This window comes from Siccirubricoccus deserti (assembly GCF_014283215.1).
Taxonomy (GTDB): Bacteria; Pseudomonadota; Alphaproteobacteria; order Acetobacterales; family Acetobacteraceae; genus Siccirubricoccus; species Siccirubricoccus deserti.
Genome location: NZ_JACOMF010000002.1, coordinates 111,261 through 137,672 on the forward strand (window position 1 = coordinate 111,261; position 26,412 = coordinate 137,672).

28 protein-coding genes are annotated in these 26,412 nt (G+C 69.8%); 20 read left to right on the forward strand and 8 right to left on the reverse strand.

The window, feature by feature from the left end; translation table 11 throughout:
• Positions 1-73 precede the first annotated feature (73 nt).
• Genes H7965_RS02170 through H7965_RS02195 form a run of 6 tightly spaced genes read left to right on the forward strand, consistent with a single transcriptional unit; the run spans position 74 to position 5,641 of the window.
• Positions 74-988, forward strand: coding sequence for a dioxygenase family protein (locus H7965_RS02170; protein ID WP_186768892.1), 915 nt, complete (start codon positions 74-76; stop codon positions 986-988).
• A 25-nt stretch (positions 989-1,013) separates the two neighbouring features.
• Complete coding sequence (locus tag H7965_RS02175) at positions 1,014-2,288, forward strand: amino acid ABC transporter substrate-binding protein (RefSeq protein ID WP_186768893.1); 1,275 nt, start codon at positions 1,014-1,016, stop codon at positions 2,286-2,288.
• A 15-nt stretch (positions 2,289-2,303) separates the two neighbouring features.
• A complete protein-coding gene (locus tag H7965_RS02180; RefSeq protein ID WP_186768894.1) occupies positions 2,304-3,185 on the forward strand; it encodes a branched-chain amino acid ABC transporter permease in 882 nt (293 codons plus the stop codon).
• Positions 3,182-4,201 carry a branched-chain amino acid ABC transporter permease gene (locus H7965_RS02185; RefSeq protein WP_186768895.1) on the forward strand — a complete coding sequence of 340 codons (1,020 nt, stop codon included), beginning with the start codon at positions 3,182-3,184 and terminating at the stop codon, positions 4,199-4,201. The genes H7965_RS02180 and H7965_RS02185 overlap by 4 nt, the downstream gene beginning before the upstream one ends.
• On the forward strand, positions 4,198-4,920 hold the full coding sequence (locus H7965_RS02190; protein WP_186768896.1) for an ABC transporter ATP-binding protein: 723 nt from the start codon (positions 4,198-4,200) through the stop codon (positions 4,918-4,920). Before H7965_RS02185 ends, H7965_RS02190 begins: the two co-directional genes overlap by 4 nt.
• Complete coding sequence (locus H7965_RS02195; RefSeq protein WP_186768897.1) at positions 4,907-5,641, forward strand: ABC transporter ATP-binding protein; 735 nt, start codon at positions 4,907-4,909, stop codon at positions 5,639-5,641. Before H7965_RS02190 ends, H7965_RS02195 begins: the two co-directional genes overlap by 14 nt.
• Here H7965_RS02195 and H7965_RS02200 read toward each other — a convergent pair.
• Positions 5,626-6,210 carry a DNA-3-methyladenine glycosylase I gene (locus H7965_RS02200; RefSeq protein ID WP_186768898.1) on the reverse strand — a complete coding sequence of 195 codons (585 nt, stop codon included), beginning with the start codon at positions 6,208-6,210 and terminating at the stop codon, positions 5,626-5,628. The two genes, H7965_RS02195 and H7965_RS02200, sit on opposite strands and share 16 nt — an antisense overlap.
• 206 nt (positions 6,211-6,416) lie before the next feature.
• On the opposite strand from H7965_RS02200, the gene H7965_RS02205 reads away from it, so the two are divergent.
• Positions 6,417-6,572 (forward strand): hypothetical protein, encoded by a 156-nt coding sequence (locus H7965_RS02205; RefSeq protein WP_186768899.1) that lies wholly within the window; start codon positions 6,417-6,419, stop codon positions 6,570-6,572.
• Positions 6,573-6,591: 19 nt separating this feature from the next.
• Positions 6,592-7,329, forward strand: a complete 738-nt coding sequence (locus H7965_RS02210; RefSeq protein WP_229682393.1) for a GNAT family N-acetyltransferase — start codon at positions 6,592-6,594, stop codon at positions 7,327-7,329.
• Here the strand turns inward: H7965_RS02210 and H7965_RS02215 are convergent.
• From H7965_RS02215 to H7965_RS02225, 3 genes are read right to left on the reverse strand one after another with little or no spacing between them, the layout of a single operon-like run.
• Positions 7,319-8,242, reverse strand: coding sequence for a LysR family transcriptional regulator (locus H7965_RS02215; protein ID WP_186768901.1), 924 nt, complete (start codon positions 8,240-8,242; stop codon positions 7,319-7,321). The genes H7965_RS02210 and H7965_RS02215 overlap by 11 nt on opposite strands.
• A gap of 58 nt (positions 8,243-8,300) precedes the next feature.
• Entirely contained in the window at positions 8,301-9,269 is a 969-nt protein-coding gene (locus H7965_RS02220) for a quinone oxidoreductase family protein (RefSeq protein WP_186768902.1), read from the reverse strand.
• 12 nt (positions 9,270-9,281) lie between these two features.
• Entirely contained in the window at positions 9,282-9,797 is a 516-nt protein-coding gene (locus H7965_RS02225; RefSeq protein ID WP_186768903.1) for a methylated-DNA--[protein]-cysteine S-methyltransferase, read from the reverse strand.
• A 220-nt stretch (positions 9,798-10,017) separates the two neighbouring features.
• On the opposite strand from H7965_RS02225, the gene H7965_RS02230 reads away from it, so the two are divergent.
• The 7 genes from H7965_RS02230 to H7965_RS02260 are packed head-to-tail and all read left to right on the forward strand — an operon-like array spanning position 10,018 to position 16,552.
• Positions 10,018-10,386 carry a (2Fe-2S) ferredoxin domain-containing protein gene (locus H7965_RS02230; RefSeq protein WP_186768904.1) on the forward strand — a complete coding sequence of 123 codons (369 nt, stop codon included), beginning with the start codon at positions 10,018-10,020 and terminating at the stop codon, positions 10,384-10,386.
• Positions 10,387-10,414: 28 nt separating this feature from the next.
• Positions 10,415-11,731 (forward strand): tRNA uridine-5-carboxymethylaminomethyl(34) synthesis GTPase MnmE, encoded by a 1,317-nt coding sequence (mnmE, locus tag H7965_RS02235; RefSeq protein WP_186768905.1) that lies wholly within the window; start codon positions 10,415-10,417, stop codon positions 11,729-11,731.
• Positions 11,732-11,736: 5 nt separating this feature from the next.
• Positions 11,737-12,378: a hypothetical protein gene (locus tag H7965_RS02240; protein WP_186768906.1), complete on the forward strand. Its 642-nt coding sequence runs from the start codon at positions 11,737-11,739 to the stop codon at positions 12,376-12,378.
• A 50-nt stretch (positions 12,379-12,428) separates the two neighbouring features.
• Entirely contained in the window at positions 12,429-14,300 is a 1,872-nt protein-coding gene (gene mnmG, locus H7965_RS02245) for a tRNA uridine-5-carboxymethylaminomethyl(34) synthesis enzyme MnmG (RefSeq protein ID WP_186768907.1), read from the forward strand.
• On the forward strand, positions 14,297-14,917 hold the full coding sequence (rsmG, locus tag H7965_RS02250; RefSeq protein WP_186768908.1) for a 16S rRNA (guanine(527)-N(7))-methyltransferase RsmG: 621 nt from the start codon (positions 14,297-14,299) through the stop codon (positions 14,915-14,917). Before mnmG ends, rsmG begins: the two co-directional genes overlap by 4 nt.
• Positions 14,886-15,704, forward strand: coding sequence for a ParA family protein (locus H7965_RS02255; RefSeq protein ID WP_229682394.1), 819 nt, complete (start codon positions 14,886-14,888; stop codon positions 15,702-15,704). Before rsmG ends, H7965_RS02255 begins: the two co-directional genes overlap by 32 nt.
• Positions 15,704-16,552 (forward strand): ParB/RepB/Spo0J family partition protein, encoded by an 849-nt coding sequence (locus H7965_RS02260; RefSeq protein WP_186768909.1) that lies wholly within the window; start codon positions 15,704-15,706, stop codon positions 16,550-16,552. Before H7965_RS02255 ends, H7965_RS02260 begins: the two co-directional genes overlap by 1 nt.
• Here H7965_RS02260 and holA read toward each other — a convergent pair whose 3' ends face one another.
• The 3 genes from holA to leuS are packed head-to-tail and all read right to left on the reverse strand — an operon-like array spanning position 16,553 to position 20,757.
• Entirely contained in the window at positions 16,553-17,572 is a 1,020-nt protein-coding gene (gene holA, locus H7965_RS02265) for a DNA polymerase III subunit delta (RefSeq protein WP_186768910.1), read from the reverse strand.
• A gap of 13 nt (positions 17,573-17,585) precedes the next feature.
• Entirely contained in the window at positions 17,586-18,125 is a 540-nt protein-coding gene (gene lptE, locus H7965_RS02270) for an LPS assembly lipoprotein LptE (RefSeq protein WP_186768911.1), read from the reverse strand.
• A gap of 4 nt (positions 18,126-18,129) precedes the next feature.
• The gene (leuS, locus tag H7965_RS02275) at positions 18,130-20,757 is read right to left on the reverse strand and encodes a leucine--tRNA ligase (protein WP_186768912.1); all 2,628 of its coding nucleotides are present in this window, start codon (positions 20,755-20,757) and stop codon (positions 18,130-18,132) included.
• 109 nt (positions 20,758-20,866) lie between these two features.
• Between leuS and H7965_RS02280 the strand changes: the two genes are divergently transcribed.
• Positions 20,867-21,964 carry an alpha/beta fold hydrolase gene (locus H7965_RS02280; RefSeq protein ID WP_186768913.1) on the forward strand — a complete coding sequence of 366 codons (1,098 nt, stop codon included), beginning with the start codon at positions 20,867-20,869 and terminating at the stop codon, positions 21,962-21,964.
• 5 nt (positions 21,965-21,969) lie between these two features.
• Positions 21,970-22,776 (forward strand): hypothetical protein, encoded by an 807-nt coding sequence (locus H7965_RS02285; protein WP_186768914.1) that lies wholly within the window; start codon positions 21,970-21,972, stop codon positions 22,774-22,776.
• 130 nt (positions 22,777-22,906) lie between these two features.
• On the opposite strand, the gene H7965_RS02290 is transcribed toward H7965_RS02285, so the two are convergent.
• Entirely contained in the window at positions 22,907-23,869 is a 963-nt protein-coding gene (locus tag H7965_RS02290; RefSeq protein WP_186768915.1) for an isocitrate lyase/PEP mutase family protein, read from the reverse strand.
• Between the two features lie 152 nt (positions 23,870-24,021).
• Here H7965_RS02290 and H7965_RS02295 point away from each other — a divergent pair, with 152 nt between their 5' ends.
• Genes H7965_RS02295 through H7965_RS02305 form a run of 3 tightly spaced genes read left to right on the forward strand, consistent with a single transcriptional unit; the run spans position 24,022 to position 26,409 of the window.
• Entirely contained in the window at positions 24,022-24,201 is a 180-nt protein-coding gene (locus tag H7965_RS02295; RefSeq protein WP_186768916.1) for a hypothetical protein, read from the forward strand.
• A gap of 19 nt (positions 24,202-24,220) precedes the next feature.
• Entirely contained in the window at positions 24,221-25,648 is a 1,428-nt protein-coding gene (locus tag H7965_RS02300; protein ID WP_186768917.1) for a LutB/LldF family L-lactate oxidation iron-sulfur protein, read from the forward strand.
• Positions 25,645-26,409 carry a LutC/YkgG family protein gene (locus tag H7965_RS02305; protein WP_186768918.1) on the forward strand — a complete coding sequence of 255 codons (765 nt, stop codon included), beginning with the start codon at positions 25,645-25,647 and terminating at the stop codon, positions 26,407-26,409. The genes H7965_RS02300 and H7965_RS02305 overlap by 4 nt, the downstream gene beginning before the upstream one ends.
• The last annotated feature ends 3 nt before the right edge of the window (positions 26,410-26,412 follow it).

The following is a 26,412-nucleotide window of genomic DNA, read 5'->3' on the forward strand; positions in this document are numbered from 1 at the left end:
ACCTGAGCCGGTGGACCCGCGCATCGTTGGGCCAACGGTACCCGCGGCAAGCGGCACCAGGGAGCGAACGGAGATGCGCGATCTCGACCCGCAAGGCGTGTTGGATGAGGCGCTGGCCCAGATGGCGACCACGCCGGACCCGCGGCTGCACGAAATCATGGCCGCCGCGGTGCGCCACCTGCACGGCTTCGCCCGCGAGGTGCAGTTGAAGCCCGACGAATGGCTCGCCGGCATCGCCTTCCTCACCGCCGTCGGCCAGGCCTGCACCCCCTATCGGCAGGAGTTCATCCTACTGTCCGACGTGCTCGGCCTCTCCCGCCTGGTCAACCTGATGCACGATGCCGAGGGGCGCGAGGCGGCGGGCACCGAGACCAGCCTGCTTGGTCCCTTCTTCCGCGACAAGGCGCCGGAATTCCCGCCCGGCGGCAGCATCGCCGTGCACGATACCGCGGGGCAGGAGATCACCATCTTCGGCCAGGTGACCGATGCCGCAGGCAGGCCAGTGCCAGGCGCCGAGATCGACATCTGGCAGACCAATGCCGCGGGCCTCTACGACCTGCAGGCGAACGACGCCTCGGTGATGGACCTGCGCGGTCGCTTCCGCACCGATGCCGAGGGCCGCTACCACCTGCGCACCGTCCGCCCGATCGGCTACTCCATCCCGATGGACGGGCCGGTGGGCCGGCTGGTGCATCAGCAGAACCGGCATGGCATGCGGCCGGCGCACATCCATGTGCTGGTCGCCGCGCCCGGCTTCCGCGAGCTGGTCACCGCGCTCTACTTCGCCGACGACCCGAACATCGGCAGCGACACGGTATTCGGCGTCAGCGCCTCCCTGGTGGTCGATGCGGCAATGGGGGTGCCTGGCTCGCCGCGTCCGGACCTGCCGGGCATTCGCTATGATTTCCGCCTTTCACGCCGCGCCGCGGGCGAGACCGGCGGCAGGGTCGGGGCCGATCCATCGCAGATAATGCCAGCGGCGGAATAGCCGCGGCGAAGGGGAGGAAACAACAATGAACACGATCACGAGGCGGGACCTCGGGCGGCTGTCGCTTGCCGCAGCCGTTGCCGGCGCGGGAGTGACCGCAGGCGTCTTCCCCGCCGTGGCGCAATCCGCCAATCCCATCCGCATCGGCTTCGCCATGGCGCTGTCGGGCGGCCTTGCCGGCAACGGAAGGGCGACGCTGCTCGCCTACCAGATCTGGGCGGCGGAAGTGAATGCCCGCGGCGGCATCCTCGGCCGGCCGGTGCAGCTGGTGTTCTACGACGATCAGACCACCCCCGGCCTGGTGCCCGGCATCTACACCAAGCTGCTCGACGTCGACCGGGTGGATATCGTCACCTCGCCCTATGCCACCGCGATGATCGCTCCGGCGATGCCGGTGGTGATGCAGCGCAACGTGACCTTCCTCACCATCTTTGGCGCGGGCGTGAACGAGGCATTCAAATACGACCGCCACTTCAACATGAACGTCGTCGGCGACAACATGAAGGAGACCTACGCCAAGGGCTTCCTCGACATCGCCGCCAGGCTGCCGACACCGGCACGCAGCATCGCGATCCTCGCCGTCGACAATGAGTTCGCGCAGAAGGCGGCGGAGAGCACCCGCTTCCTCTCTCGCCAGCGTGGCTTGCGCATCGTCTATGACCGCTCCTACCCGCCGAGCACGGTGGATTTCACGCCCACCATCCGCGCCGTCCAGGCGGCGCGGCCGGATGTGGTGTTCATCGCCTCCTACCCACCGGACAGCAGCGGCATCCTGCGCGCCGCCAGCGAGCTGCGCTTCACCCCGCAGATCTTCGGCGGCGGCATGGTCGGGCCGCAGCTCGCCGCCTTTCAGGCGCAGTTCGGGCCGATCCTGAACAATCTGGTGAACTGGGACGTCTATTCGCCCGAGCCGACCATGAACTTCCCCGGCGTCGCCGCCTTCCAGGAGAAGTACCGCGAGCTGGCGGTGAAGGAGCAGACCGACCTGCTGGGCAATTACATCCCGCCCTACGCCTATGGCCAGATGCAGGTGCTGGAGCAGACGCTGACCCGGATCGGCAAGATCGACCAGACGGCGATGGCGGCCGACATGCACGCCAGCGAGTTCGACACCATCGTCGGCAAATTCCGCTTCAGCGCCAGCGGGGAATGGGCCGAGCCGCGCAACCTCTATGTCCAGTTCCAGTCGATCCGGGACGGTGACCTGGAGAAGTACAAGCGCCCCGGCGCCAAGGTGATCCTGGCGCCGGAGAACCTGAAATCCGGCGAGCTGCGCGCTCCTTACGGCCCGGCGGCCTGACGGCAGCCACAGGGCATGGATCCCGATCTCGTCCTGCTGCTGAACGGCATCGTCAGCGGCCTGCTGCTGGGCGGCCTCTACGCCGCCGCAGCCTCCGGTCTCGCGGTGTCCTTCGGGATGCTCGACATCGTCAACATCGCGCATCCTGCGCTGATGGTGATGGGCGCCTTCACCGTGGTGCTGATCGGCACGACCCTCGGGCTCGACCCGCTGCTGGTCGCGGTGCTGCAGGCGCCGCTGTTCTACCTGCTCGGCATCGCCATCTACGGCGTCTATCACCATTTCTTCGAACGCCGGGGCGAGGAGGCGCTGCAGGGCCTCGCCTTCTTCTTCGGCGTCATGTTCATCATCGAGGTCGGGCTGGTAATGGGCTTCGGGCCGGAGCAGCGCTTCCTCGACCCGCCCTATGCCTTCACCACCCTGCGTCTCGGCGAGATCGACCTGCCGCTGCGCATGCTGGCGCCGGCACTGCTGGCGCTGGCGGCGCTCGGGCTGCTGTACCTCTACCTGCGGCGCAGCTTCACCGGCCTCGCTATCGCCGCGGTGGCACAGGATGCCGAGGCGCTGCGGCTGATGGCGGTGGATCCGGTGCGGATCAAGCGGCTGGCCTTCGGCATCTCGGTGGCGCTGGCCTCCATCGCCGGCGGCGCGCTGGTGGTGGTGCAGCCGGTCGAGCCTTCCTCCGGCCAGATCTTCATCGGCCGGGTCTTCGCCATCTGCATCATGGGCGGCATGGCCAGCCTGCCGGGCTGCCTGATCGCCGCGCTGCTCTTCGGCGTGGTGGAGAATGTGACCGCCACCTTCTACGGTCCCTCCTGGTCACCCGCCGTCGCCTTCGGCTGGCTGCTGCTGGTGCTGGCCTTCCGGCCGCAGGGCCTGTTCGGGAAAGCCGCATGAGCGCGACCGAAGACCATGTCGCCGGCCGCCCGGCCATCGACAGGCCAGCCGCGGCATTGGCCACGGCCAGCCGGGTCGCGCCGCCGCCGCGACATTTGCTGTTCTGGCTTGCCGCCGCCGGCCTCGGCGCCGCGCTGGTGGTCGGGCTGCGGATGATCGGCAATGAGTATGGCTATTTCGCCGGCTACTTCATCCTGCAGTACATCGTCCTCGCCAGCGCCTGGAACATCCTCGGCGGCTATGCGGGCTATGTGAATTTCGGCGCCGCCGGCTTCATGGCGGCGGGCGCCTACACCGCCATCGCGCTGCGCAAGGCGACAGGGCTGGACCTGCTGCCCGGCATCGTCGCCGCCGCGGCGGTGGCCGGGCTGCTCGGTCTCGGCACCGGCTACCTCACCCTCAGGCTGCGCGGCGTGTTCTTCTCCATCGCCACGCTCTGCCTCGCGGTGGTGCTGCAGACCCTGGTGGTGAACTGGGACTATGTCGGCGGCTCGCGCGGCGCCTATATCGTCCGGCCGCGCGAGGTGCCGCCCTTCGTCAGCTACGGCGAATACATGTTCGTCGTCATGCTGGTGCTGGCGATCCTCGCCGTCGGCATCAGCCGCACGGTGGAGCTCACCCGCCTCGGCCGCGGGCTGCAGGCGATCCGCGACAATGAACGCGCGGCGGAGGCGATGGGGGTGCCGACCCTGCGGCTGAAGCTCATCGCCACCACCCTCTGCGGCGCGCTGATGGGGGTGGCCGGCGCGCCGCTGCCCTACTACTCCGGCTACCTGAACCCCGAGGCGGCCTTCAGCCTCGCCTATGCGGTGAACGCCATTGCCATGCCGCTGATCGGTGGCGCCGGCAGCTGGCTGGGCCCGGTGATCGGCGCGGTGCTGCTCGGCGGGCTGCAGCAGGCGGCGACGGTGACCATCTCCTCGGCGCTGAACCTCTGGATCGTCGGCTGGATGCTGGTGATCTTCGTCGCCGTGGCGCCGCGTGGAATCCTCGGCTGGTTTCGGAAGCGCACATGAGCGACGCGGATGTCCTTCTCCGTGCCGAGGGCGTCGGCAAGCGCTTCGGTGGCTTCGTCGCCCTGCAGGGCGTCGACATCACGCTGCGCGCCGGGGAGCGGCTGGGGTTGATCGGCCCCAATGGCTCCGGCAAGAGCACCTTCGTCAATTGCATCAGCGGTGACTTCGCCCAGCACGACGGAAGGGTGACCCTCGGCGGCGCGGCGCTCAACGGGCTGAAGCCGCATCGCCGGGCCCGCCTTGGCCTCGCCCGCACCTTCCAACTGCCGCAGCCCTTCAACAGCCTCTCGGTGCTGGAGAATGTCCGGGTGCCGCTGCTGTTCTCCGGCCAGTCGGGCAGCGCCACCGCCCGCGCCATGCATTGCCTCGAACAGGTGGAGCTGGCGGCCAAGGCGGAGAAGCTGCCGCGCGAGCTGACCCAGGTGGAGCAGCGCCGGCTGGAACTGGCCCGCGCCATCGCCCTCGACCCGCAGCTGCTGATCGCCGATGAGGCGATGGCCGGGCTGTCGCACGCCGAGATCGACCAGATCCTGCTGCTGCTGCGCCGGCTGAACGCCGCCGGCACCGCGGTGATTATGATCGAGCACATCATGCGGGCGGTGACGGAGTTCGCCGAACGCCTGGTGGTCTTCGTCGCCGGCCGCAAGATCGCCGACGGCGAGCCCCGTGCCGTCCTGTCCATGCCGGAGGTGGAGGGCGCCTATCTTGGCAAGCAATAGCCTGGAAGTCGCCGGCATCGATGCCGGCTATGGCGCGGTGCGGGTGCTGGAGGATGTCTCGCTCAGCGTTCCGGCCGGGGAGACGGTGGTGCTGCTCGGCACCAACGGCAACGGCAAGACCACGCTGATGCGCAGCATCATGGGCCAGGTGCGGCCCAGCGCCGGCAGCATCCGCGCGACCATCGAGGGCGTGACGCATGACCTCATCGGCCGTGCGCCGGAGGAGATCGTCGAGCTCGGCATCGCGCTGGTGCCGGAGGGGCGGCGGCTGTTCCCGCGCCTGACGGTGGAGCAGAATCTTCGCCTCGGTGCGTATCGCCAGGCGGCACGGGCGATGCTGCCGCAGAACCTGGCGCTCTGCTACGAGCTCTTCCCCCGCCTCGCCGAGCGCCGCGCCCAGCTGGTCGGCAGCATGAGCGGCGGCGAGCAGCAGATGGTGGCGCTCGGCCGCGCGCTGATGTCGGCGCCGCACATCCTGCTGGTGGATGAGCCATCGGTCGGCCTCGCCCCCATCCTGGTCTCACGGACCATGGAGATGATCGCCGAAATGAAGGCGCGGCTCGGCCTGACCGTGCTGATGGCGGAGCAGAATTTCCACCAGGCGGTGCGCATCGCCGACCGCGGCTATGTCATCGCCCATGGCCGCATGGCCTTCGAGGGCGGCTCGCCGGCGGCGTTGCAGGACAATGAGTTGGTGCGGAGGGTTTATCTGGGGCTTTGACCCTGCACCGTGGCGCGGAAGCAGCCGTCCTGATGGTCGTCCACCACGCCGGTGGCCTGCAGGAAGGCATAGGTGATGGTCGAGCCGACGAAGCGGAAGCCGCGCCGCCGCAGATCGGCGCTGATGCGGTCGGAGAGCTCGGTACGCGCCGGTAGCTGTGCATCCATCGGCCATCGCGTGACGATCGGCTTGCCGTCCACGAAGCCCCAGAGATAGGCGGCGAAGCTGCCAAACTCCCGCTGCACCGCGAGAAAGGCAGCGGCATTGCCGATGGTGCTCTCGATCTTGCCGCGATGCCGCACGATGCGCGGGTCGGCCACCAGCGTGGCGACGCGCGCCGCATCGAAGCCCGCCACCACCGCCGGGTCGAAGCCGGCGAACAGCTCCCGGTAGCCGGCGCGCTTGTTGAGGATGGTGCGCCAGCTCAACCCGGCCTGCGCGCCTTCCAGGGTCAGCATCTCGAACAGCATGCGGTCGTCATGCTGCGGCACGCCCCATTCCTGATCGTGGTAGTCGCGGTAGTCCTGGTCATGCGCGCCATGCGCCCAGGTGCAGCGCGGGCGATCCATCAGGCAATGACCTGGACAGGCGCCTCGGCCGGCTTACCCGAGGCTTGGTCACGGCAGCTACGGTCCTCGGTCATTGTCGGGATCCTGCGCGGGCGGGGATGATCTCATCCAGCATCTTGCGGCCTCAGCCATGCCGGATCCAGCACCCGCAGCGGTCGATCTGTCCGGCGGCCAGCCCTATGATGTGCCGCCGGTCAAATCGGGCGGTGACGCGTGGCAACCGGGACGCGGTGGAGTTCATGAACATCGCCATCGACATCCTGATGACGACCGGGCAATGGGAAAAGATGGTGGAACCCTATGGTCCCTCCGGCCGCGCCTTCGCCGAACCACAGCTCCCGGTCTTCGGACCCAGGGCCTGAGATGGGGGGCGCGGGACCGATGGCCGATATCCTCGGCCTGGAACGCGCCTGCCTGAACGCCCTGCCGGCGCCGCGCCAGGCCTTCATCGGCCCCTTCGTGTTGAAGGGGTTCCTGGGCGGCACCGGACGGGCGAATGCGGCAAGCGCACTGGATCCGGCGCCGCTCGCCGACCTCGCCGGCACCGTGGAACGGGTGGAGGCGGCCTATGCGCATATGGGCCTGCCCTGTCGCTTCCGCCTGACGCCGCTCGACCCTGCCGGGCTCCACCCATTCCTGCTGGCACGCGGCTACGCTGAAAAGGACGAGACCGTCGTCGTCGCCGGCCCCATTGCCGGCATCGCCACGCCGGATGCGGCGGTGCGCGACGAGGGCGGGCCAAGCGAGGCCTGGATGGCGCTGGTCGCCACCGCCGAATACCAGCTTCCGGCCCGTCAGGCGGAGAAGCTGCGAAATCCGGAGTTGCTGGCGGTGCCCGGCGCCTGGCTGGTGCTGCGGGAGGATGGCATGGATGCCGCCTGCCTCTTCGCCGTGGCTGACGGCCCCTATTGCGGCTTCTTCGATCTGGCGACCCGGCCGGAGTTCCGCCGTCGCGGGCTCGGCGAGCGCATCATCCGCGCCGCCGCGCATTGGGCGCGGGCGCGTGGCGCGACGGTGCTCTGGGCCCAGGTCGCGGCGGCCAATGGACCCTCGCTGGCGTTGCAACGGCGGGTCGGGCTGACCGAGGTATACCGCTACCGGTATCTGGTCAGGGCCTGAGTTCCCGCGCCTGCAACCGCGGCTCCCGCGCCGCCTTCTCCACCATCAGGTCGAGCACCGCCCGCACCCGGCGGGGCATGGCGCGGCTCGCCGGCCAGACCGCGTGTACGTCGCGCGGCTGGGTCCGCCAGCCGGGCAGCACCGGCACCAGGGCACCGGAGTCGATCTGCGGCGCCACGCTCCAGGGTGCCAGCAGGGCGATGCCGAGCCCGTCCAGCGCCACCCGCTGGACGCTGGTGATGTTGTCAGCGCGGAACCGGCTCCGCATGCTGACGCTCACCGTGCGGCCGTCCGGCCCGTGCAGCGTCGCCTCGTCGACGCTGCGGCCACCGATCAGCAGGCCGCAGAAATCATGCAGGGCCAACGCCTCCGGTGTTTCGGGCATGCCGGCACTGGCGATGTAGGCCGGCGAAGCGAAGAGCGAGAAATCCATCCGGCCGAGCTTCCGCGCGATCAGCGATTGCTGGCGGATGGTGCCGAAGCGGATGGCGAGGTCGACACCTTCCTCGACCAGGTCGATCGGCAGGGGGCTCAGGTTCGCCTCCAGCTCCAGCGCCGGGTTGGCCAGCAGGAAGTCGCGCAGCCAGGGCATGACGACGGTATCGAAGAAGGCGGCGATGCAGGTGATGCGGACGGTGCCGGTCAGCGCGGTATGGGCACCACGGGCGTTGGCCTCGGCCTCCTCCAGCGCGTCGAGGATGCGCACCGCATCGGCATGGAAGGCGGCACCAGCCTCGGTGGTCGCCAGCCCGCGCGGGGAGCGCAGCAGCAACAGCACGCCGAGCCGCTGCTCCAGCTCCGCCACCAGGCGAGAGACGCTGGGCTGGGAGAGGTTCAGGTCGCGCGCCGCGCGGGTGATGTTGCCGGTTTCCACCACCCGCCGGAAGACGCTGAGCTGCTGCAGCCGGTCCATCAGCCGGAATTTTTCCGGCCGAAAACTGGCGGATGATCCAGCCCAGCCATCGAAAGATTTACGGCAGAAGGACGGTGCTGCCGGTGGTCTTCCGGCTCTCCAGCGCGATATGCGCCTGTGCCGCGTCCTTCAGTGGCACTTTCTGGTTGATGGCTATCTTCACCGCGCCGGACTTCACCACCGCGAAGAGATCGGCGGCGGAAGCGACCAGATCCTCGCGCTTCGCGGTGTAGGTGTTGAGAGTCGGTCGGGTGACATAGAGCGAGCCCTTGGCCGCCAGCACGCCGAGGTCGGTGGTCACCGGGCCCGAGGCATTGCCGAAGGAAATCATCAGTCCAAGCGGGCGGAGGCAGTCGAGCGAGGTCAGGAAGGTATCCTTGCCGACGCTGTCATAGACCACCGGAAGCATGGCGCCGGAGGTGATCTCCTTCACCCGGGCCGGAATGTTCTCGCTGGTCAGGATGGCATGGTCGGCGCCAAGCGACTTGATCAGCGCAGCCTTCTCCTGGGTGCTGACCACGCCGAGGACGGTGGCACCCAGGTGCTTCGCCCATTGCACCAGGATGGAGCCGACCCCGCCCGCCGCGGCATGCACCAGGATGGTGTCGCCCGCCTTCACCGGATAGGTGCGCTTGATCAGGAATTGCGCGGTCATGCCCTGCAGCATCATCGCCGCGGCCTGGGTGAAGTCGATGCCTTCCGGGATCTTCACCAGCTTTTCGGCCGGCACTGCGCGGGCTTCGGCATAGGCGCCGAGGGCGCCGGCATAGGCCACCCGATCGCCGACCGCGATGTCGGTGACGCCGTCACCTACCGCCTCCACCGTGCCGGCGCCCTCCATGCCGATGGTCACCGGCATGGACGGGGCCTTGTAGAGGCCGGTGCGGAAATAGACGTCGATGTAGTTCAGGCCAATCGCTGCCTGCCGTACCAGCGCCTCGCCGGGCTTCGGGTGCGGTCTCGGCACCTCTTCCCACACCAGCTTCTCGGGGCCGCCGTACTCATGGACACGGATGGCGTGATTCATCGGGGGTATCCTTCAGCGGCTGCCGGATGGGGATGGTATGTGGCCAAACAGAGGCAACGACCCGGCTTTGTCTTGCGAAACGGCGCGGGCTTCAAGGGCCAACAGCCAGCGCTTGGTGGGCAGGCCCTCGCCGCCGGAATAGCCGCCGATCGAGCCATCGGCGGCGATCACCCGGTGGCAGGGAATGAGGATCGGGATCGGGTTGGACCCGTTCGCCTGGCCGACCGCGCGCGGGGAACGGCAGCCTACCTCCCGCGCGATATCGACGTAGGAGCGGGTCTCGCCGGGCGGGATGCGGCAGAGCGCTGCCCAGACCTGGCGGCGGAAGGCGGTGCCCTCCGGCGCCAGCGGCAGGTCGAAGCAGCTGCGCAGCCCGTCGAAGTAGTCCTGCAGCTGGTTGGCGGCGTCCCGCAGCAGTGGCGTGGTTTCGCCCGGCTGGGCACGGCCCCAGTCAACGGCGACGATGGCGCCCTCCGCCTCGAAGACGGTGAGTTCGCCGAGCGGGGAATGGAGCGAGATATGGGGCATAAGGCGCGGATGCCACACCCGCTACCGCGCGGCGTCAAGCGGCGGGTTGGTGAGCGGGCGGCCCGGATCATACCGGGTTTGCGAGGCGCGTCTCCGGCCGGATTGCCCACGACGGTGCCCCTTCCCTGACCCTGGTCGCAGCGGGAGGAGGTCGCTACATGGGTGGGACGGGCCGGCACCCACCCCCCTGCGCCACCGGCCGATCGGAGAGACAGACGCCGTGTCCGACACACCGCTTGCGGCCGATCCGCCGCCCTATTTCCGCGCCCATGTCTTCGTCTGCTGCAACCGCCGGCAGGACGGCCACCCGCGCGGTTCCTGCGCGGCGCGGGGCAGCGAGAAGCTGCGCGACTACATGAAGGTCCGGGCCAAGGAACTCGGGCTGAAGGATGTCAGGGTGAACCAGGCGGGATGCCTCGACCGCTGCGAATTCGGCCCGACGATGGTGATCTATCCGGAAGGCGTATGGTACCGGCCGGAAACCCCGGCCGATGTGGACGAGATCCTGGAGGCGCATCTGCAGCAGGGCGGACGGGTGTCCCGCCTGATGCTGACGGAGAAGGATGTGCCGCCGCCGAAGAGCAAGTGACCGGCAGCGCGCGGCCGAGGGAAAGCTGATGGACCACCCCGCCATCTTCGCTCTCGCCTCCGGGGTCGGACGAGCGGCGGTAGCGGTGGTCCGGGTGTCCGGAGCGGGGACGCCGGGCATTCTCCAGGCCCTCGCAGGTGGTCTGCCCGAGCCTCGCCTCGCCACGCTCCGGCGCCTGCGCCACCCGGGCAGCGGCGAGACCCTGGACCGGGCGCTGGTGCTCTGGTTCCCCGGCCCGGCAAGCTACACCGGCGAGGACAGCGCTGAGTTGCATCTGCATGGCGGGCCGGCGGTGATTGCCGGGGTGGCGGAGGCGCTGGTTGCGGCCGGCGCGCGGCCGGCCGAGCCCGGCGAGTTTACCCGCCGCGCTTTCCTCAACGGCAAGCTCGACCTCACCGCCGCCGAGGGCATCGCCGACCTCATCGATGCCGAGACCGCGGCACAGCGCCGCCAAGCCCTGCGACAGGCGGGCGGGGCGCTGGCCACGCTCTATGGTGGCTGGGCGACGCGGCTGACCGCGCTACTGGCGCGGCAGGAGGCCTTCATCGAGTTCGAGGATGAGGATCTGCCAGCCGGGCTCGATGATGCGGTGGCGCTCGCCGCCGCCGGGCTGCGGGCGGAGATCCTCACGCATCTCGCTGACGGCCAGCGCGGTGAGCGGTTGCGGGAGGGGCTGGAGGTGGCAATCCTCGGCGCACCCAATGCCGGCAAATCCTCCCTGCTGAACGCCCTGGCGGGGCGGGAGGCGGCGATCGTCTCGGCCCGCGCCGGGACCACGCGGGATGTGGTGGAGGTGCGGCTCGACCTCGGCGGGGTGCCGGTGACCCTGGCCGATACGGCCGGGCTGCGCGAGGCAGCGGATGAAATCGAGGCGGAAGGGGTACGCCGTGCCCGCCGTCGGGCGGAGGATGCTGACCTCATTATCGCGGTTTTCGCCGCCGACCAGGCGCCGGATGCGGAAACCCTTGCCTGGGTGCGGCCTGGGACTCTGGTGCTGGCGAACAAGACGGATCTGGCCGCCGCCCCGGTGATGATCGGTGGTCAGCCAGCGCTCGGGCTGTCGCTGCGCAGCGAGGAAGGGCTTGCCGCGTTGCGGCAGCGTCTGGCCGAGGAGGCCGCAACCCGCGCCGGCCTGGCGGCGGAGGCGGTGCTGACCCGCCCGCGCCACCGTGCCGCGCTGGCCGAGGCTGCTGGCTGGCTCGCTGAGCTGGAGACGGCACCCCTGCCGGAGCTTCGAGCGGAGGCGCTACGCGCGGCGTTGCGGGCGCTGGGTCGGATCACCGGCCAGGTGGGGGTGGAGGCGGTGTTGGATGCCGTCTTCGGCGAGTTCTGTATCGGGAAGTGAAGGCCATGGCTCAGGGCGCGGACGAGATCCGGGAATTCTATGGGCGCTGCGCCGCGGCGCGGCAGCGCTTCCAGCAGATGGCGGTGCAGGCGACGCCACGGCCGAAGCTGGAGGAACAGGCGAAGAAGCTCGGCCTGCCGGTGGGCGAGGAGCTGGCGCAGCTCGATGAGGGGGAGCTGGCCTATGCCTTCGACCTGGCCATCTACACCGCCCCGCCCGGGCGTTCGCGCGCCATTGACCGGGTGGCGCGGCAGCATGCCAGCCTGAAGACCGAGGCGGTGCTGGTGCTGAACGGGCTGACGCATTCCTGGCTCTCGGTCTTCCGGGTGATCGGTCCGCATCCGGAGATGGGGCTGGTGCTGGAAGATGCGTTGCTGGGTGGCGAGGTCTGGGTGGTGGATGAGGCGCTGGAGGAGTTCGGCCAGCCTGAGACGGTGTTCGCGGCTCGAGTCGCCCGGGTCTGGGGCTTCGCCATCGCCTGTGGGGTGGTGGCGCGGCTGGATGAGACGATGCTGGCCGGCTTCCGAGGCGTAATCGCCGAGGGTGGGCTGGATCCTGCGACACTGACCGAGGACCCTCGCTTCGCCCGAGCCATGTGGCAACGGGCACTTGGCTTCCACTTTGGCCCGGAGCGCCATCTCACCTGACCCCCGGCTGGCGCTTCGTCGCCGGCCATGGGTCCGCTATACCCCGCGGCATGGACGACATGCGCTTCGATGTGGTGGTGGTGGGCGGTGGTCATGCCGGCTGCGAGGCCGCCGCCGCCGCAGCCCGCTGCGGGGCCCGCACCTTGCTGCTCACCCATCGGGTGGAGACGCTCGGCGAGATGTCCTGCAACCCGGCGATCGGCGGGGTTGGCAAGGGGCATCTGGTGCGGGAGATCGACGCGCTGGACGGTCTGATGGGCCGTGCCGCCGATGCCGCCGGCATCCATTTCAAGCTCCTGAATCGCAGCAAGGGCCCGGCGGTCCGCGGCCCGCGGGCCCAGGCTGACCGCAAGCTCTACCGCCAAGCAGTGCAGGCGCTGCTGCGGGCGACCGCGAGACTGGAGATCCTGGCCGAGGCAGCCGAGGATCTGGTGGTGGCCGAGGATGGCCGGATAGCTGGGGTGATCACCGCCACCGGCCGGCGCATTGGCGCAGGCGCTGTGGTGATCACCACTGGCACCTTTTTGCGCGGCGAGATCCACATCGGCGACACCCGCATCCCCGCCGGCCGGGTGGGCGAGGCGCCGTCCCTGGGGTTGGCTTCGACTCTGGACCGGCTCGGCCTGCCGCTGGCCCGACTGAAGACCGGCACACCGCCGCGGCTGGATGGCAAGACCATCGACTGGGCGGCGTTGGAGCCGCAGCCCGGCGATGATCCGCCTGAACCGCTGTCCTTGATGACGGAGCGGATCACCAATCGGCAGATCGCCTGCGCCATCACTGCCACTACCCCAGCAACTCACACGCTGATCCGGGACAACCTGCATCGCAGCGCGGTCTATGGCGGACGTATCGCCGGCGTCGGGCCGCGCTACTGCCCCTCCATCGAGGATAAGGTGGTGCGCTTCGCCGATCGGCAGCGGCACCAGATATTTCTGGAGCCTGAGGGGCTGGACGATGACACGGTTTACCCGAACGGCATCTCCACCAGCCTGCCGGAAGCGGTCCAGACGGCGCTGATCGCCTCCATTCCCGGGCTGGCGCGGGCCAGGATCCTCCGGCCCGGCTATGCCATTGAGTATGATCATGTCGATCCGCGAGCCCTGGCGCCGACATTGGAAGTGCGGACAGCGCCGGGGCTGTTCCTCGCCGGCCAGATCAACGGCACCACCGGCTATGAGGAAGCAGCCGCCCAGGGGTTGCTTGCCGGGCTGAATGCCGCCCATCGCGCCGGCGGTGCCGTGCCAGATAGGGTGCTGACCCGGAGTGAGGCCTATGCCGGGGTGCTGGTGGATGATCTGGTGCTGCAGGGGGTGACCGAGCCCTACCGCATGCTCACCGCGCGATCCGAATACCGGCTGGCCCTACGAGCGGACAACGCGGGCTTGCGTCTGACGGAGAAGGGCATCGCCTGGGGCTGCGTTGGAGCGGAGCGTGCCGCCATGCACCGCGCCTTTGCCGCAGTTCTGGCCGATGCCCTGGCTCGGGCCAGGGCGGAAGGCTGTACTCCACGGCAATACGCCGCCGCCGGCGTGCCGGTGAACCAAGATGGCCGGTGGCGCAGTGCCCTCGAAGCGCTCGCGCTGCCGGCCATGACCGTCGATGCGGCCGACCGCATCTTCCCCTGGCTACGCGACCTGCAGCCCCGAGTGCGGGCGGAGCTGGAGGCCCAGGCGCTCTATGCTCCCTACCTTGATCGCCAAGCCGCGGAGCTGCGGGTGCTGGAGCGGGAGGAGCGGCTGGCGATTCCGCCGGTGCTGGACTTCGGCCTCATCCCCGGCCTTTCCGCCGAGATGCGGCAGCGCCTCTCCGCCGCCCGCCCGGCCACGCTCGGCAGCGCCGGCCGCATCCCCGGCGTCACTCCAGCCGCCCTCGCCGCTTTGGCCGTTCACCTGCGGCGCACGGAGCCGCGTTTCACGTGAAACACCTTGAGGCCTTCGACTTCGGTGTTTCACGTGAAGCAGAGGCGAAGCTGCGCGACTACTTGGCGCTGCTGCTACGATGGAACGCCCACATCAACCTGGTTGCCGACCGTGACGCGGAAACGGTTTGGCGCCGACATGTGCTGGACTCTCTCCAACTCCTGCCGCTGCTGCCAGAGACTGAAGAGCCGCTGGTGGATATCGGCGCAGGCGCCGGCTTCCCCGGCCTCATGCTGGCCGTCGCTACCGGCCGCCCGACCCATTTGGTGGAGTCGGACCGCCGCAAGGCCGCCTTCCTGAACGAAGCTGCCCGAGTTCTTGGTCTTGCCGGCACGGTGGTGGTCCATGCCAGCCGCATCGAGGTCGCCTCCTTGCCCCAGGCCGCCATCCTTACCGCTCGCGCCCTCGCATCCCTGCCCGATCTGCTCGCCCATGCCCACCGCCTGCTCAAGCCTGGCGGTGTCGCGCTCTTTCCTAAAGGCCGAACCGTCGATCAGGAATTGACGGCAGCGGCCGCGGGCTGGACCATGCGCATCGAACGGTTCCCCAGCCGAACCGACCCTTCCGCCATCATCCTTCGCCTAAGTGAGATCAGCCCTGTCGCCGCTTCAGCCTGAGCGCGCCACGCCGCGCGTCATCGCCCTTGCCAACCAGAAGGGTGGCGTCGGCAAGACCACCACGGCCATCAATCTGGCGACCGTGCTGGCGGCGGAGCACCGCGTGCTGCTGCTCGACCTCGATCCGCAGGGCAATGCCTCCACTGGCCTTGGGATCGACCGCACGGAGCGCGGCGCCGGCTCCTATGCCATGCTGATCGAGAATCAGCCGCTGGCCGAGGTCATCCGCACCACGCCGGTACCCAAACTCTTCCTGGTGCCGGCCGATACGGATCTGGCCGGCGCGGAGGTGGAGCTGGTCGGGTTTGAGGACCGTGATCGCCGCCTGCGCAACGCGCTGCACGCGGATGAGGCGCTGTTCCGCAGCTTCGACTACGTCTTCTTCGATTGTCCTCCATCTCTCGGCCTGCTCACCCTGAATGCGCTGGTGGCCGCCGACAGCGTCCTGGTCCCGCTGCAGACCGAGTTCTTCGCCCTGGAAGGCGTCAGCCAGATCACCCAGACCATCGAGCGCATCCGCCGCAGCCTGAACCCGGGCCTGAGCCTGGAAGGCATCGCGCTGACCATGTACGACCGCCGCAACAACCTATCGGAGCTGGTCGCGCAGGATGTCCGAGGGTTCTTCAAGGACAAGGTATTCGAGACGGTGATTCCGCGGAACATCCGGGTCAGTGAGGCGCCGTCGCACGGCCTGCCCGTCACGCTCTATGACTTCCGTTCCCCAGGCGCGCAGGCCTATGTCGCCCTGGCCGCCGAGCTCCGCCGCCGCGAAAGGGCCCGCTCCTGATGAAGCCCCCCAGGCTCGGCCGCGGCCTCTCTGCCCTGATGGGTGAGCCACCCGTCGCACCCGCCGCCGGCGAATCCCTCCGCACCCTGCCGATCGAGATGCTGGAGCCCGGCCCCTTCCAGCCGCGTGGCCCGATCGACCCCGCCCCCTTGCAGGAGCTGGCCGAAAGCATCCGCGAGCATGGCGTGCTGCAACCCATCCTGGCGCGTGAGCATCCCAGCCAGCCCGGCCGCTACCAGATCATCGGCGGCGAACGACGCTGGCGCGCCGCCCAGCTGGTGCCGCTGCATGAGGTGCCGGTCGTCGTCCGCCCGCTCGGCGACCGCGAGGCCATGGCCGCCGCCCTGGTCGAGAACCTGCAACGCCAGGATCTGAACGCGCTGGAGGAAGCGGATGGCTACCGCCGCCTGCTGGAGGAGTTCGGCCTGACGCAGGAGACGCTGGGCAAGGCGGTCGGCAAGAGCCGCAGCCATGTGGCGAATACCCTGCGCCTGCTCGCCCTGCCCGAACGGGTGCGGGAGTTGCTGCGCGACGGTGCCCTCACCGCCGGCCATGCGCGAGCCCTGCTGACGGCGCCGGACCCGGTCGCCCTGGCTCTGCAGGTGGTGGATCGCGGGTTGAACGTGCGCCAGGCCGAAGCCCTCGCCGCCACCAAACCGCGCGATCCTGACAGCGCCAGCCGCACCTCGCGGGCCGAGCCGGAGGTGCTGGCGCTGGAACGCCAGCTCTCCGAACGTCTCGGTCTACGCATCGGCATCCGGCAATCCGGCCGCGGCGGCCAGCTCACCATCAGCTACCGCGACCTCGACCAGCTTGATAGCGTGATAAGGCTGCTCCAGGGCGGGTAATCACCGCCGGGCGGCTGCCTGCCGCGCCAGCCCAATCACCGCGTTCCGCGCCACAACCTCGCTCGGCACGCCGGTGGTCTTGGTGCGCCGCTCGGCCTCCAACAGCGCGTTCCCCGCCGCCGCCAGCGCCGTCGCCCGCCACAGCCGCAGCGCCCGCTCGAACCCCGGCTTGTGGCGGAAGAACACTGGGGGCCGCAATGCATCCACCGCCTGCCGCGGCTCCGCCCCGCCCGAGATGGCCAGCGCCGCCTGGTACAGCCGCTGCACATACCGCAGCGCCGTCCGCACCACCTGCACCGGGTTGGCGCCCTCGGCGAAGGCGGTGTCGAGCGCCTTGTCTGCCACCGCCACCTCTCCCGTCATCGCCGCCATCAGCGCCTCCTCAAGGTCGAGCGCGGAGCCTTCCGCGATGCAAGCCACCGCATCCTCCGGCGTCACCTTGCCGCCGGCGCCGACGAACAGCGCCAGCTTCTCCAGCTCCCGCCGCAGCAGCATGCGGTCCTCACCCAGCCGCTGCGCCAGCCAGTCCAGCGCCGCCGGCTCGGCCGAAACGCCCAACTCCGCCAGGATGCGGTTGATCGAGCCGGACAGCTCCATCCCCCGTTCCCGATAGCAGGCAATCACCGCGCCCTGGGCGCTGGCTTCCACCGCCTTCAACAAGGCCGCAGAGCCGCGCAGCTCCGGCGCCTCGATCACCACCACCCCGGGCCCAGGACCGGCCAGCGCCGCCTTGGCGGCGTCTGTCATCTGCTTGCCATCGCTGGCGTCGCGCACCCGCACCAAGCAGCGACCGCCTGTCAGCGGTGAGCTGGCTGCCTCATTCGCCAAGGTGGCCGGGGCCCGAAGCCCATCCTTGCCGATCTCCACCAGCCGCAGCGCATCGCCCTGGGCGACGCTGCGCACCAGCGCCTCCGCCCGCTCACGGATCAGCCCCGGGTCGTCGCCATGCAGCAGCACCACCCGGCAGGTGCCAGGATCGGCGAGGAAGACGGGCACCCGCCGTGGATCGATCTTCGGCATGGGGAAACTCGCCTCAGGCGGCGGAACTGGCTTCCTTCCGCCGCCGCAGCTCCGCTGCCACCCGGCGGAAGATCTCCTCCGAGAGATCCTCGGCCACCCGCGCCTCCATGGCATCGCGGGCGGAATCGGCGGCGAAGAACTGCAGGTCGGGAATGTTGAAGCTGTCGAGCGTCCGGTACGGGATCGCCGAGGCCGCAATCGGCTGCGGCGGCACCGAGAGCGTCTGCAGGGTCCAATTTCCCGTCACCACATAGCGTACCCGGGTGATCGCGCCGTCACGGCGATAGCCGAGGATTTCCGCCCCGCCGCTCACCGCCACCTGCAGCATGTAGCGCGCTGGCGTGCCGGGGGCGCTTTCCTCCAGCTTCCGCTGCAGGCTACGGCGCAGCAACTGGCCCTGCCGTTCATAGGTCGCGCCCACCCGCACCGCCGCCAGCTCCGAGCGGATATCGGTCTCGCTGCCGTCTGCCGCGGAAACCGGCGCATAGAGCGGGCGGAAGCCACAGCCTGCGAGGCCAAGCAGCCCGCCAAGGGCAGCCCGCCTGGACCACATGCTTCTAGACCACGAAATTGACGACTCGTCCCGGGACATGGATGCGCTTCCGGATGCTGCGGCCGGCGAGGGAGCGGGCGACGTTTTCCTCCGCCTCGGCCAGGGCGAAGATGGTAGCCTCATCCGCATCGACTGCCACCTCGATCGTACCACGCAACTTGCCGAGAACCTGTACCGCGAGCGTTACCGTCTCCGCCTTCAGCAGCGCCGGGTCGGCATCCAGCCAGGGCAGCTCCGCCACCAGCGCGCCCTCGCCCGGCCGCAGCAGCGACCAGAGCTCCTCCGCCAGATGCGGCATCATCGGCGAGGCGAGACGGGTGATGGCCTCCAGCGCCTCGCGCTTCGCCGCGCCGGTATCACCCGCCTCGGCGATGGTATTGGCGAATTCATGGATGCGGGCGACGGCGACATTGAAGGCGAAGGTCTCCAGCGCCTCTGTCACCGCGGCGATGGTCCGGTGCGTCGCCTGGCGCAGCTTCCGCGCCTCGCCCATCGCGCTCTCGGCCGAAGTGCCTGCCGGCGGCAGCCCGGGCAGCGCCGTTGCCACCAGCCGATACAGCCGCTGCGAGAAGCGATAGGCCCCGGCGACGCCGGCTTCGGTCCATTCCATGTCCCGTTCGGGCGGGTTGTCGCTCAGGATGAACCAGCGCGCGGTGTCGGCGCCGTAGCGCTCGATGATCGCGCCCGGGTCCACCGTGTTGCGCTTCGACTTCGACATCGCCTCGACCCGGCCGATCACCACCGGCTCATTGCCGCCCTTCAGGGTTGCGATGCGGCCGCCATTGGCGTCAGCGCTGAACTCCACCTCCTCCGGGTAGAGCCAGCGGCCATCGGCGGATTTGTAGCTCTCATGCGTGACCATGCCCTGGGTGAACAGCCCGGCAAATGGCTCCGACACCGAGAGGTGCCCGGTCTCCCGCATGCCACGGGTGAAGAAGCGGCTGTAGAGCAGGTGCAGGATCGCATGCTCGATCCCGCCGATGTACTGGTCCACCGGCAGCCAACCATCCACCGCGGCGCGGGTCACCGGCTCCGCCGCGCGGGGCGAGCAGAAGCGGGCGAAATACCAGCTGCTGTCGACGAAGGTGTCGAAGGTGTCGGTCTCGCGCCGCGCAGGCTTGCCGCAGCTCGGGCAATCCACGTGCTTCCAGCTCGGGTGGTGGTCCAACGGGTTGCCGGGGCGGGAGAAGTCCACATCCTGCGGCAGTTCCACCGGCAGCTGCGCCGCCGGCACCGGCACCACGCCGCAGGCCTCGCAATGGATGATCGGGATCGGGCAGCCCCAGTAGCGCTGGCGAGAGACGCCCCAGTCGCGCAGCCGCCAATTCACCACCCCGGTGCCCTGCCCGGTCGCCTCCAGCTTTTCGATTGCCGCGCGCTTCGCGGCCGCGACGTTCAGCCCATCGAGGAAACCGGAGTTGAAGGCGGTGCCATCATCCGTGTAGGGCGCATCGCCCAGGGTGAAGCTGGCCGGATCGGCGCCGGGCGGAAGCACCACCGGGATGATTTCCAGCCCGTACTTGCTGGCGAATTCGAAGTCCCGCTCATCATGCCCGGGGCAGCCGAAGATCGCGCCGGTGCCGTATTCCATCAGCACGAAATTGGCGATCCACACCGGATAGCTTGCGCCTTCGATGAAGGGGTGCGCGACCCGGAAGCCGGTGTCGTAGCCACGCTTCTCCGCCTGCTCGATCGCCGCCTCGCTGGTGCCCATGCGGCGGCATTCGGCGACGAACTCGGCCGCCTTCGGGTCGCGCGCCGCGGCGGCGGCGGCCAGCGGGTGCTCGGCGGCCACCGCCAGGAAGCTCATGCCGAAGAGCGTGTCCGGCCGTGTGGTGAAGACCTCCACCTCCTGCGGCGCGGCCGGCGGGGCCTCGGCCATGCGGAAGCGCACCCGGGCGCCCTCGCTCCGGCCGATCCAATTGGCCTGCATGGTCTTCACCCGGTCCGGCCAGCGGTCGAGCGTCCCCAGCGCCTCCAGCAGCTCCGGCGCATATCTGGTGATGCTGAAGAACCACTGGCTGAGCTGCTTCTTCTCCACCAGCGCGCCGCTGCGCCAGCCGCGGCCGTCGATCACCTGCTCATTCGCCAGCACGGTGCCGTCCACCGGGTCCCAGTTGACCCAGCTTTCCTTCCGTTCGACCAGCCCGGCCTTGAAGAAGTCGAGGAACAGCTTCTGCTGCTGGCCGTAATACTCCACGTCGCAGGTGGCGAATTCGCGCGACCAGTCGAGGCCGAGGCCCATGCGCTTCAACTCGGCGCGCATGTTGGCGATGTTGTCGTAGGTCCATTTCCCCGGATGGATGCCGCGCTCCCGCGCCGCATTCTCCGCCGGCAGGCCGAAGGCATCCCAGCCCATTGGGTGCATCACCTGGTGGCCGCGCGCCCGCTTGTAGCGGGAGACGACGTCGCCCAGCGTATAGTTGCGCACATGCCCCATGTGGATCTTGCCGCTGGGATATGGGAACATTTCAAGAACATAATACTTCGGCCTGCCGCTCTCCGGCACGTCCGGCACGGCGAAGCAGGCGCGCTTTTCCCATTCCGCCTGCCAGCGCGGCTCGGCGGATTTGAAATCATGCCTGATCTCGGGACGCGGATCGGTACGGGGCGTGGTGCTGGCGTCGGTCATGGCCATCGATGAAAATTGGGTCGGCACAAGGGAATAAGGCCAGCCTCGCACGGAGGGAAGGGCAGCATTGCCGCTGGCCATGCCGCGGCGCTGGCGGGATGCTGCGGGGATGACGCGCCTCCTGCCCTGCCTGCTCGCCCTGCTCCTCGCGCTGCATCCGGCGCGCGCCGAGATGCCGGCCGAGGCGGCCTACCGCAGCGCCTTCTCCGCCGAGCGGCTGGGAATGCCACCACCCTCCGCCGCATTGGCGCTGGACTTCACCCTGTCCTACCGCGGCGCCGTGCCGCACGCCGCCTTCGCGGTCGCCCGTGACGCCGCCGGCCGTTCCAGCTGGACCTTCGTCGGCGGCCGCGCCACGCCGGAGGCCGCGGCGGCCGATGCGCTTGCTGCCTGCCGCGCCCGGGTCACCGCGCTCGCCGTGCTCGCTGCCGAATGCCGGGTGCTGGCCCGGGATGGCGCGGTGGAGGGCGCGGCGCCGGTGCCGCTGGCGGAGGGCGGCATCGGCCCCTTCCGTGCCAGCCCGCTGCACCTGCGCCGGGGGCCGGAGGCGGCGCGCGGCGTGCTGGTTTGGGGCCATGGCTATGGCGGGGCAGGCAAGGACAACCGCAACCGCCCCGCCCCCGGCCTGGTCGCCGCGCTGAACGATGCCGGCTGGGACGTGCTGCGTTTCGACCGCCACCCCGGCGACGACGCGCTGACTGCCGCGCTGCCCCGGCTGATCGGCGGCCTGCCGGCACTGCGGGCGGCCGGCTACCGCCGCATCCTGCTCGGCGGCCAATCGCGCGGCGGCTGGCAGGCTATCCTGGCCGGCAGCGCCAACCCGGCGCTGGTGGAGGCGGTCATCGCCACCGCTCCGGCCGCGCATGGGGAGGCCGGCCGGGGCAACAACCTCGGCGCCGCGGTCGATGATTTCCGCCGGCTGCTGGCCGGGCTGCCAGCCGAGGGACCCCGGCTGCTGGTCGCGTTGTTCGACGGTGACGACTTCGACCCGGACCCGGAGCGCCGCGCCGCGATGTTGGAGACGCTGGCGGCACAGCGGCCGGCGCCGCTGCTGGCGCTTTGGCCGCAGCAGGGCATCCGCGGTCATCGCGGCGCCGCCAATCCACGCTTCGCGCAGTTCTTCGCCGGTTGCGTGGTGAGCCTGGTGCAGGCGCCCCCGGCCGCGGCGCCGCGTGGGCTGCGCCGCGCACCTTGCGGCGGGGGCTGAGGCGCATGGACGATCCCGTTCCCGCCATCGCCGAGGCAGACGCCACCGGCGAGACCGCCGCCCTCTTCGCCGATATCCGCACCGTGCTCGGCGTTGGCGTGGTCAACCTCATCTGGCGGCATCTGGCGACCCTGCCGGGGGCGCTGCCCTGGGCCTGGGGCGGGCTGCGGCCGCTGTATCGGGACGGCTCCCTGGCCGCCACGGCAGCGGCGCTCGGCGGCCGGCTCAGCCCGCCGGCGACGCCGGGGCTGCCACCCGAGGTGCTGGCCGCCGGCCTTGACCCCTCGGCGCAGGCGGGCATTGCCGCGGTGCTGGCAGCCTATGAACGCACCAATCCGCTGGCGCTGATCGCCCTCACCGCGCTGCAACGGCGGCTGGAAGGGCTGCCTTCGGCTGAGGCCGCCGTTCCCCTGGCACCGCCGCCCGCGCCCAACCTGCCCCTACCGCCGCTACCGGCCGCGCTGCCCTCCGAGGTGGCGGCGCTGGTGCTGCGGCTGAACACGCTCGGCGCCGAGCGGGAGGATGCGATGATGGCGACCATGTACCGCCACCTGGCGCATTGGCCGCCCTATCTGGCATTGGCCTGGGCGACCCTCGCGCCGCTTGCCGCCAATGCCACCCTGGCCACCGCCATCGCCGCCTGCCGGCAACAGGCAAACACCCTCGCCAGTGCGTTGGCCGTGCCGGCGCTGCCGCCACCGCCGGAACCCGAGGCCATTGCGGGGGCGCTCGACCGTTTTGCCGGGGAGGTGCTGCCGCGCATGGTGGTGATCCGAGCCATTCTGGCAGGAGACAAAAGATTCAAACAATAGATTGGGGACTTTGTCCCCAAACCCCTACTGGGGAGACAAGCGTCTCCCCAGACCCCGGCCTGAGTTTGGGCTCCGGTGGTGAAATGGTTGGCTCATGGCGGGGTATTGGGACAGCACCCCCGTCTTTTGCCTATCCTTTTGCCTCCGGCAGATGCCCCAAGGTCCCTGCATATTTCTGTTGGCTCTCCGTCGGCAGGAATCCCTCCTCCAGCGCCCGGATGCGATCGAAGCCGGCGAAAAGATGCAGATTGCCCAGCGGATGCGTTTTGGTCCGCGCATCCACCTCCGCCTCGGCGAGCGCGCCCTGCTGCTTCAGCGCCACTGCCAGATCATGCACCGCCATGATGGTCTGCCGCAGCACCGCCCCCGGCAGGATGGTCACCGCGATGCCGAGTTCCGCCATCTCCGCCTCCGAGAGCCGTGGCGAGATGCCGGTCTGGTTGTAGAACACCGGTCCATGGACCCGGCGGCAGACCTCGGCGATCTCCGCCTTGCTCGCCGGCCCTTCGACGAAGGCGAGATCGGCGCCGGCCTCAAGGAAGAGGTTCGCCCGGGTGATCGCCTCATCCAGGCTGCCGCCATGGGCGCCGCGCGCATCGGTGCGGGCGACCAGCACGAACTCCGGGTCCAGCGCCTGGCGCGTCGCATGCGCGGCGCGGATCTTCCCCACCGCCTCCTCGCGGTCGATCACTTCCCGCCCCGCGACATGGCCGCAGCGCTTCGGCGCCACCTGATCCTCGATGTGCAGCCCGGCGACGCCGGCGCGAATGTATTCCTCGATAGTGCGGACCAGGTTGATGGCATTGCCGAAGCCGGTATCCGCATCGGCAATCACCGGCGCCCGCACCGCGCCGGCGATCAGCCGGGCGTTCAGCGCCATTTCGGTCAGAGTGATCAGCCCGGCATCCGGCAGCCCGAGCAGGCTCAGCGAGGTGCCGTAGCCGGTCATGTAGATCGCCTCGTGGCCGGCATGTTCCAGGATGCGGGCGGTCAGCGCGTTGTAGCAACCGGGGACGACCAGTGGACGCCGCTCGGCGAGCAGGCCGCGCAGGCGGGTGGTCGTACGGGCGGCTTCGCCGAGGCCGAGGCGCATTGGTGCTGAACTCCCTTGGACGCCTCGCAGCCTGTCGGCCCCGGGTACGGCGGGTCAAGCGACGGCATCAGGGCGGTATCCCGTTCCTCCAGCGGGGTTGGGGGCTGGCGCCAATCCCCCACATAGGCCGGACCGATACAGGAGCACCCCGGATGGACATCGCGGCCCTCGGCGCCAAGCCCTATGACCGGCGCTTCCTCGATGCCGCCAATCCCGCGGCCGGCGGGCGGTACCGGCTGGAACATCATCGTCTTCGAGACGAGCTGGCAGACGGTGCACGAGGTCTCGACGGTACGCCTGACCTGACCAAACGACGCCGAGCCGCTAAATAGGCGGCAACAGGAGCCACCCGTGCACATCACCTCCCCCGCCTTCAAGGAGAACGCCGCCCGCGCCCTAGCCGACCCCGGGCTGCAGAAGGCGCTCGGCACAGCCAAGGGCGCCTTCCTGCAGCGCCGCGCCGCCGCCGTGGCGAACCTGCCGGAGTTCGAGCGTCTGCGCGACATCGGCCGCGACATCAAGAACCACACCCTGGCCAACCTCGACTTCTACCTGGAGGCCTTCGAGGCCAAGGTGGTGGCCGCTGGTGGCAAGGTGCACTGGTGCAGCACGGCGGATGACGCCCGCGCCAAGGTGCTGGAGATCTGCCGCGCCGCCGGCGCCCGCACCGTCACCAAGGGCAAGTCGATGATCTCCGAGGAGCTGGGCATCAACCAGCACCTGGAGGCGCATGGCATCCGGCCCGTCGAGACCGACCTCGGCGAATACATCCTGCAGCTGCGGAACGAGCCGCCCTCCCACATCATCGCCCCGGCCTTCCACCTGAACCGGGAGGATTGGGAGGCCGACTTCCGTCGGATGCACACCGACCTGCCGGCCGACCGGGTCTTCGCCGAACGCCGCGACATCCTGGCCGAGGCCCGCAGCCGGCTTCGGGAGCGCTTCCTGGCCGCCGATGTCGGCATCACCGGCGCCAATTTCCTGATCGCCGAGACCGGCAGCAGCGTCATCGTGACCAATGAGGGCAATGGCGACCTGACCCAGACCCTGCCCAGGGTCCATATCGCCCTGGCCAGCATCGAGAAGCTGGTCCCAACCCTGGAGGACGCCACAAGCCTGCTGCGGCTGCTGGCGCGCAGCGCCACCGGCCAGGATTTCTCGGTCTACACCACCTTCAGCACCGGCACGCGCCGACCCGGCGACCTGGATGGGCCGGAGGAATACCATGTGGTGCTGGTGGACAACGGCCGGTCGAACATGATCGGCACGGACTTCCAGGACATGCTGCGCTGCATCCGCTGCGCCGCCTGCATGAACCACTGCCCGGTCTATGGCGCGGTCGGCGGCCATGCCTATGGCTGGGTCTATCCCGGGCCGATGGGCAGCGTCCTCACCCCTTCCCTCGTCGGCGTCGAGAAGACCGCCAACCTGCCCAATGCCAGCACCTTCTGCGGCCGGTGCGAGAGTGTCTGCCCGGTGAAGATCCCGCTGCCGAAGCTGATGCGGCATTGGCGGGAGCGGGAGTTCGAGCGGCACCTGACCCCCACCGTCGCCCGGGCTGGCCTTGGCACCTGGGCCTTCCTCGCCCGCCGGCCCGGGCTGTACCGGATGGCGACGCGGCTGGCGGTCGGCGCGCTCGGACTGCTCGGCCGCGGCAAGGGGTCGTTCCGCTCGCTGCCGCTGGCCGGTAGCTGGACCCGGGGGCGGGACCTGCCGGTGCCGGAGCCCGGGGGCACCTTCATGGCGCGCTACGCCAGGACGCAGCGGGGCCGCCGATGACGAAGGAGGCCATTCTCGGTGCCATCAGGCGCGGGCTGAAGCGCGGCCCGTTGCCGGCCGATCAGCGGGCGATGCTGGAAGGGCGGCTGGCCAGCCATCCGCGTCACCTGATCCCGGCCCGCTCCCGCCTGCCGCGGCCGGATCAGGTCGCGCTGTTCATTGCCAATGTCGAGAAGGAGTTCGGCACGGTGGAGCGGGTGCCGGACCTCGACGCCATCCCCGCCGCGCTCGCCGACTATCTGGCGGCGCAGAACCTGCCGACCGGCTTCGCCATGGCCCCGCACCCGGAACTGCTGGGCATCCCCTGGTCGAGCCGTCCCTTGCTGCAGCCTGCGGCGCGGCGCGCCGAGGCCAGCGACCAGGTCAGCCTGCAGCACGGCTTCGCCGGCATCGCCGAGACCGGCTCCTTGATGTTGCCCTCGGCGCCGGAACGCCCGACCACGCTGAACCTGCTGGCCGACACCGCCGTGGTGGTGCTGCGCGCCAGCCGCATCCATGGCGCCTATGAGGAGGCCTGGGACCGGCTGCGGGCCGAGCACCGCGACCAGCGCACCGGCGGCGCCATGCCGCGCAACATCATGTTCGTCACCGGCCCCTCGCGCTCCGCCGACATCGAGCAGACGCTGGAGCTTGGCGCGCATGGTCCACGCCGGCTGCACATCCTGCTGGTGGACGATGACCCCGCCGCCCTGCCCCCTGGCGAAGCGGAGGCGCCGCCACCTGCCGCCGTCCCCGGCGGCCCTGCCGTCCCTGGCGACTGAGCT

Bases quoted from the DNA above. Each gene is read 5' to 3' on its own strand.
- H7965_RS02170 (WP_186768892.1), top strand. From the start codon at position 74: ATGCGCGATCTCGACCCGCAAGGCGTGTTGGATGAGGCGCTGGCCCAG.
- H7965_RS02175 (WP_186768893.1), top strand. From the start codon at position 1,014: ATGAACACGATCACGAGGCGGGACCTCGGGCGGCTGTCGCTTGCCGCA.
- H7965_RS02180 (WP_186768894.1), top strand. From the start codon at position 2,304: ATGGATCCCGATCTCGTCCTGCTGCTGAACGGCATCGTCAGCGGCCTG.
- H7965_RS02185 (WP_186768895.1), top strand. From the start codon at position 3,182: ATGAGCGCGACCGAAGACCATGTCGCCGGCCGCCCGGCCATCGACAGG.
- H7965_RS02190 (WP_186768896.1), top strand. From the start codon at position 4,198: ATGAGCGACGCGGATGTCCTTCTCCGTGCCGAGGGCGTCGGCAAGCGC.
- H7965_RS02200 (WP_186768898.1), bottom strand. From the start codon at position 6,210: ATGGATCGCCCGCGCTGCACCTGGGCGCATGGCGCGCATGACCAGGAC.
- H7965_RS02210 (WP_229682393.1), top strand. From the start codon at position 6,592: ATGGCCGATATCCTCGGCCTGGAACGCGCCTGCCTGAACGCCCTGCCG.
- H7965_RS02215 (WP_186768901.1), bottom strand. From the start codon at position 8,242: ATGGACCGGCTGCAGCAGCTCAGCGTCTTCCGGCGGGTGGTGGAAACC.
- H7965_RS02220 (WP_186768902.1), bottom strand. From the start codon at position 9,269: ATGAATCACGCCATCCGTGTCCATGAGTACGGCGGCCCCGAGAAGCTG.
- H7965_RS02225 (WP_186768903.1), bottom strand. From the start codon at position 9,797: ATGCCCCATATCTCGCTCCATTCCCCGCTCGGCGAACTCACCGTCTTC.
- mnmE (WP_186768905.1), top strand. From the start codon at position 10,415: ATGGACCACCCCGCCATCTTCGCTCTCGCCTCCGGGGTCGGACGAGCG.
- H7965_RS02240 (WP_186768906.1), top strand. From the start codon at position 11,737: ATGGCTCAGGGCGCGGACGAGATCCGGGAATTCTATGGGCGCTGCGCC.
- mnmG (WP_186768907.1), top strand. From the start codon at position 12,429: ATGGACGACATGCGCTTCGATGTGGTGGTGGTGGGCGGTGGTCATGCC.
- H7965_RS02260 (WP_186768909.1), top strand. From the start codon at position 15,704: ATGAAGCCCCCCAGGCTCGGCCGCGGCCTCTCTGCCCTGATGGGTGAG.
- holA (WP_186768910.1), bottom strand. From the start codon at position 17,572: ATGCCGAAGATCGATCCACGGCGGGTGCCCGTCTTCCTCGCCGATCCT.
- lptE (WP_186768911.1), bottom strand. From the start codon at position 18,125: ATGTGGTCCAGGCGGGCTGCCCTTGGCGGGCTGCTTGGCCTCGCAGGC.
- leuS (WP_186768912.1), bottom strand. From the start codon at position 20,757: ATGACCGACGCCAGCACCACGCCCCGTACCGATCCGCGTCCCGAGATC.
- H7965_RS02280 (WP_186768913.1), top strand. From the start codon at position 20,867: ATGACGCGCCTCCTGCCCTGCCTGCTCGCCCTGCTCCTCGCGCTGCAT.
- H7965_RS02285 (WP_186768914.1), top strand. From the start codon at position 21,970: ATGGACGATCCCGTTCCCGCCATCGCCGAGGCAGACGCCACCGGCGAG.
- H7965_RS02290 (WP_186768915.1), bottom strand. From the start codon at position 23,869: ATGCGCCTCGGCCTCGGCGAAGCCGCCCGTACGACCACCCGCCTGCGC.
- H7965_RS02295 (WP_186768916.1), top strand. From the start codon at position 24,022: ATGGACATCGCGGCCCTCGGCGCCAAGCCCTATGACCGGCGCTTCCTC.
- H7965_RS02305 (WP_186768918.1), top strand. From the start codon at position 25,645: ATGACGAAGGAGGCCATTCTCGGTGCCATCAGGCGCGGGCTGAAGCGC.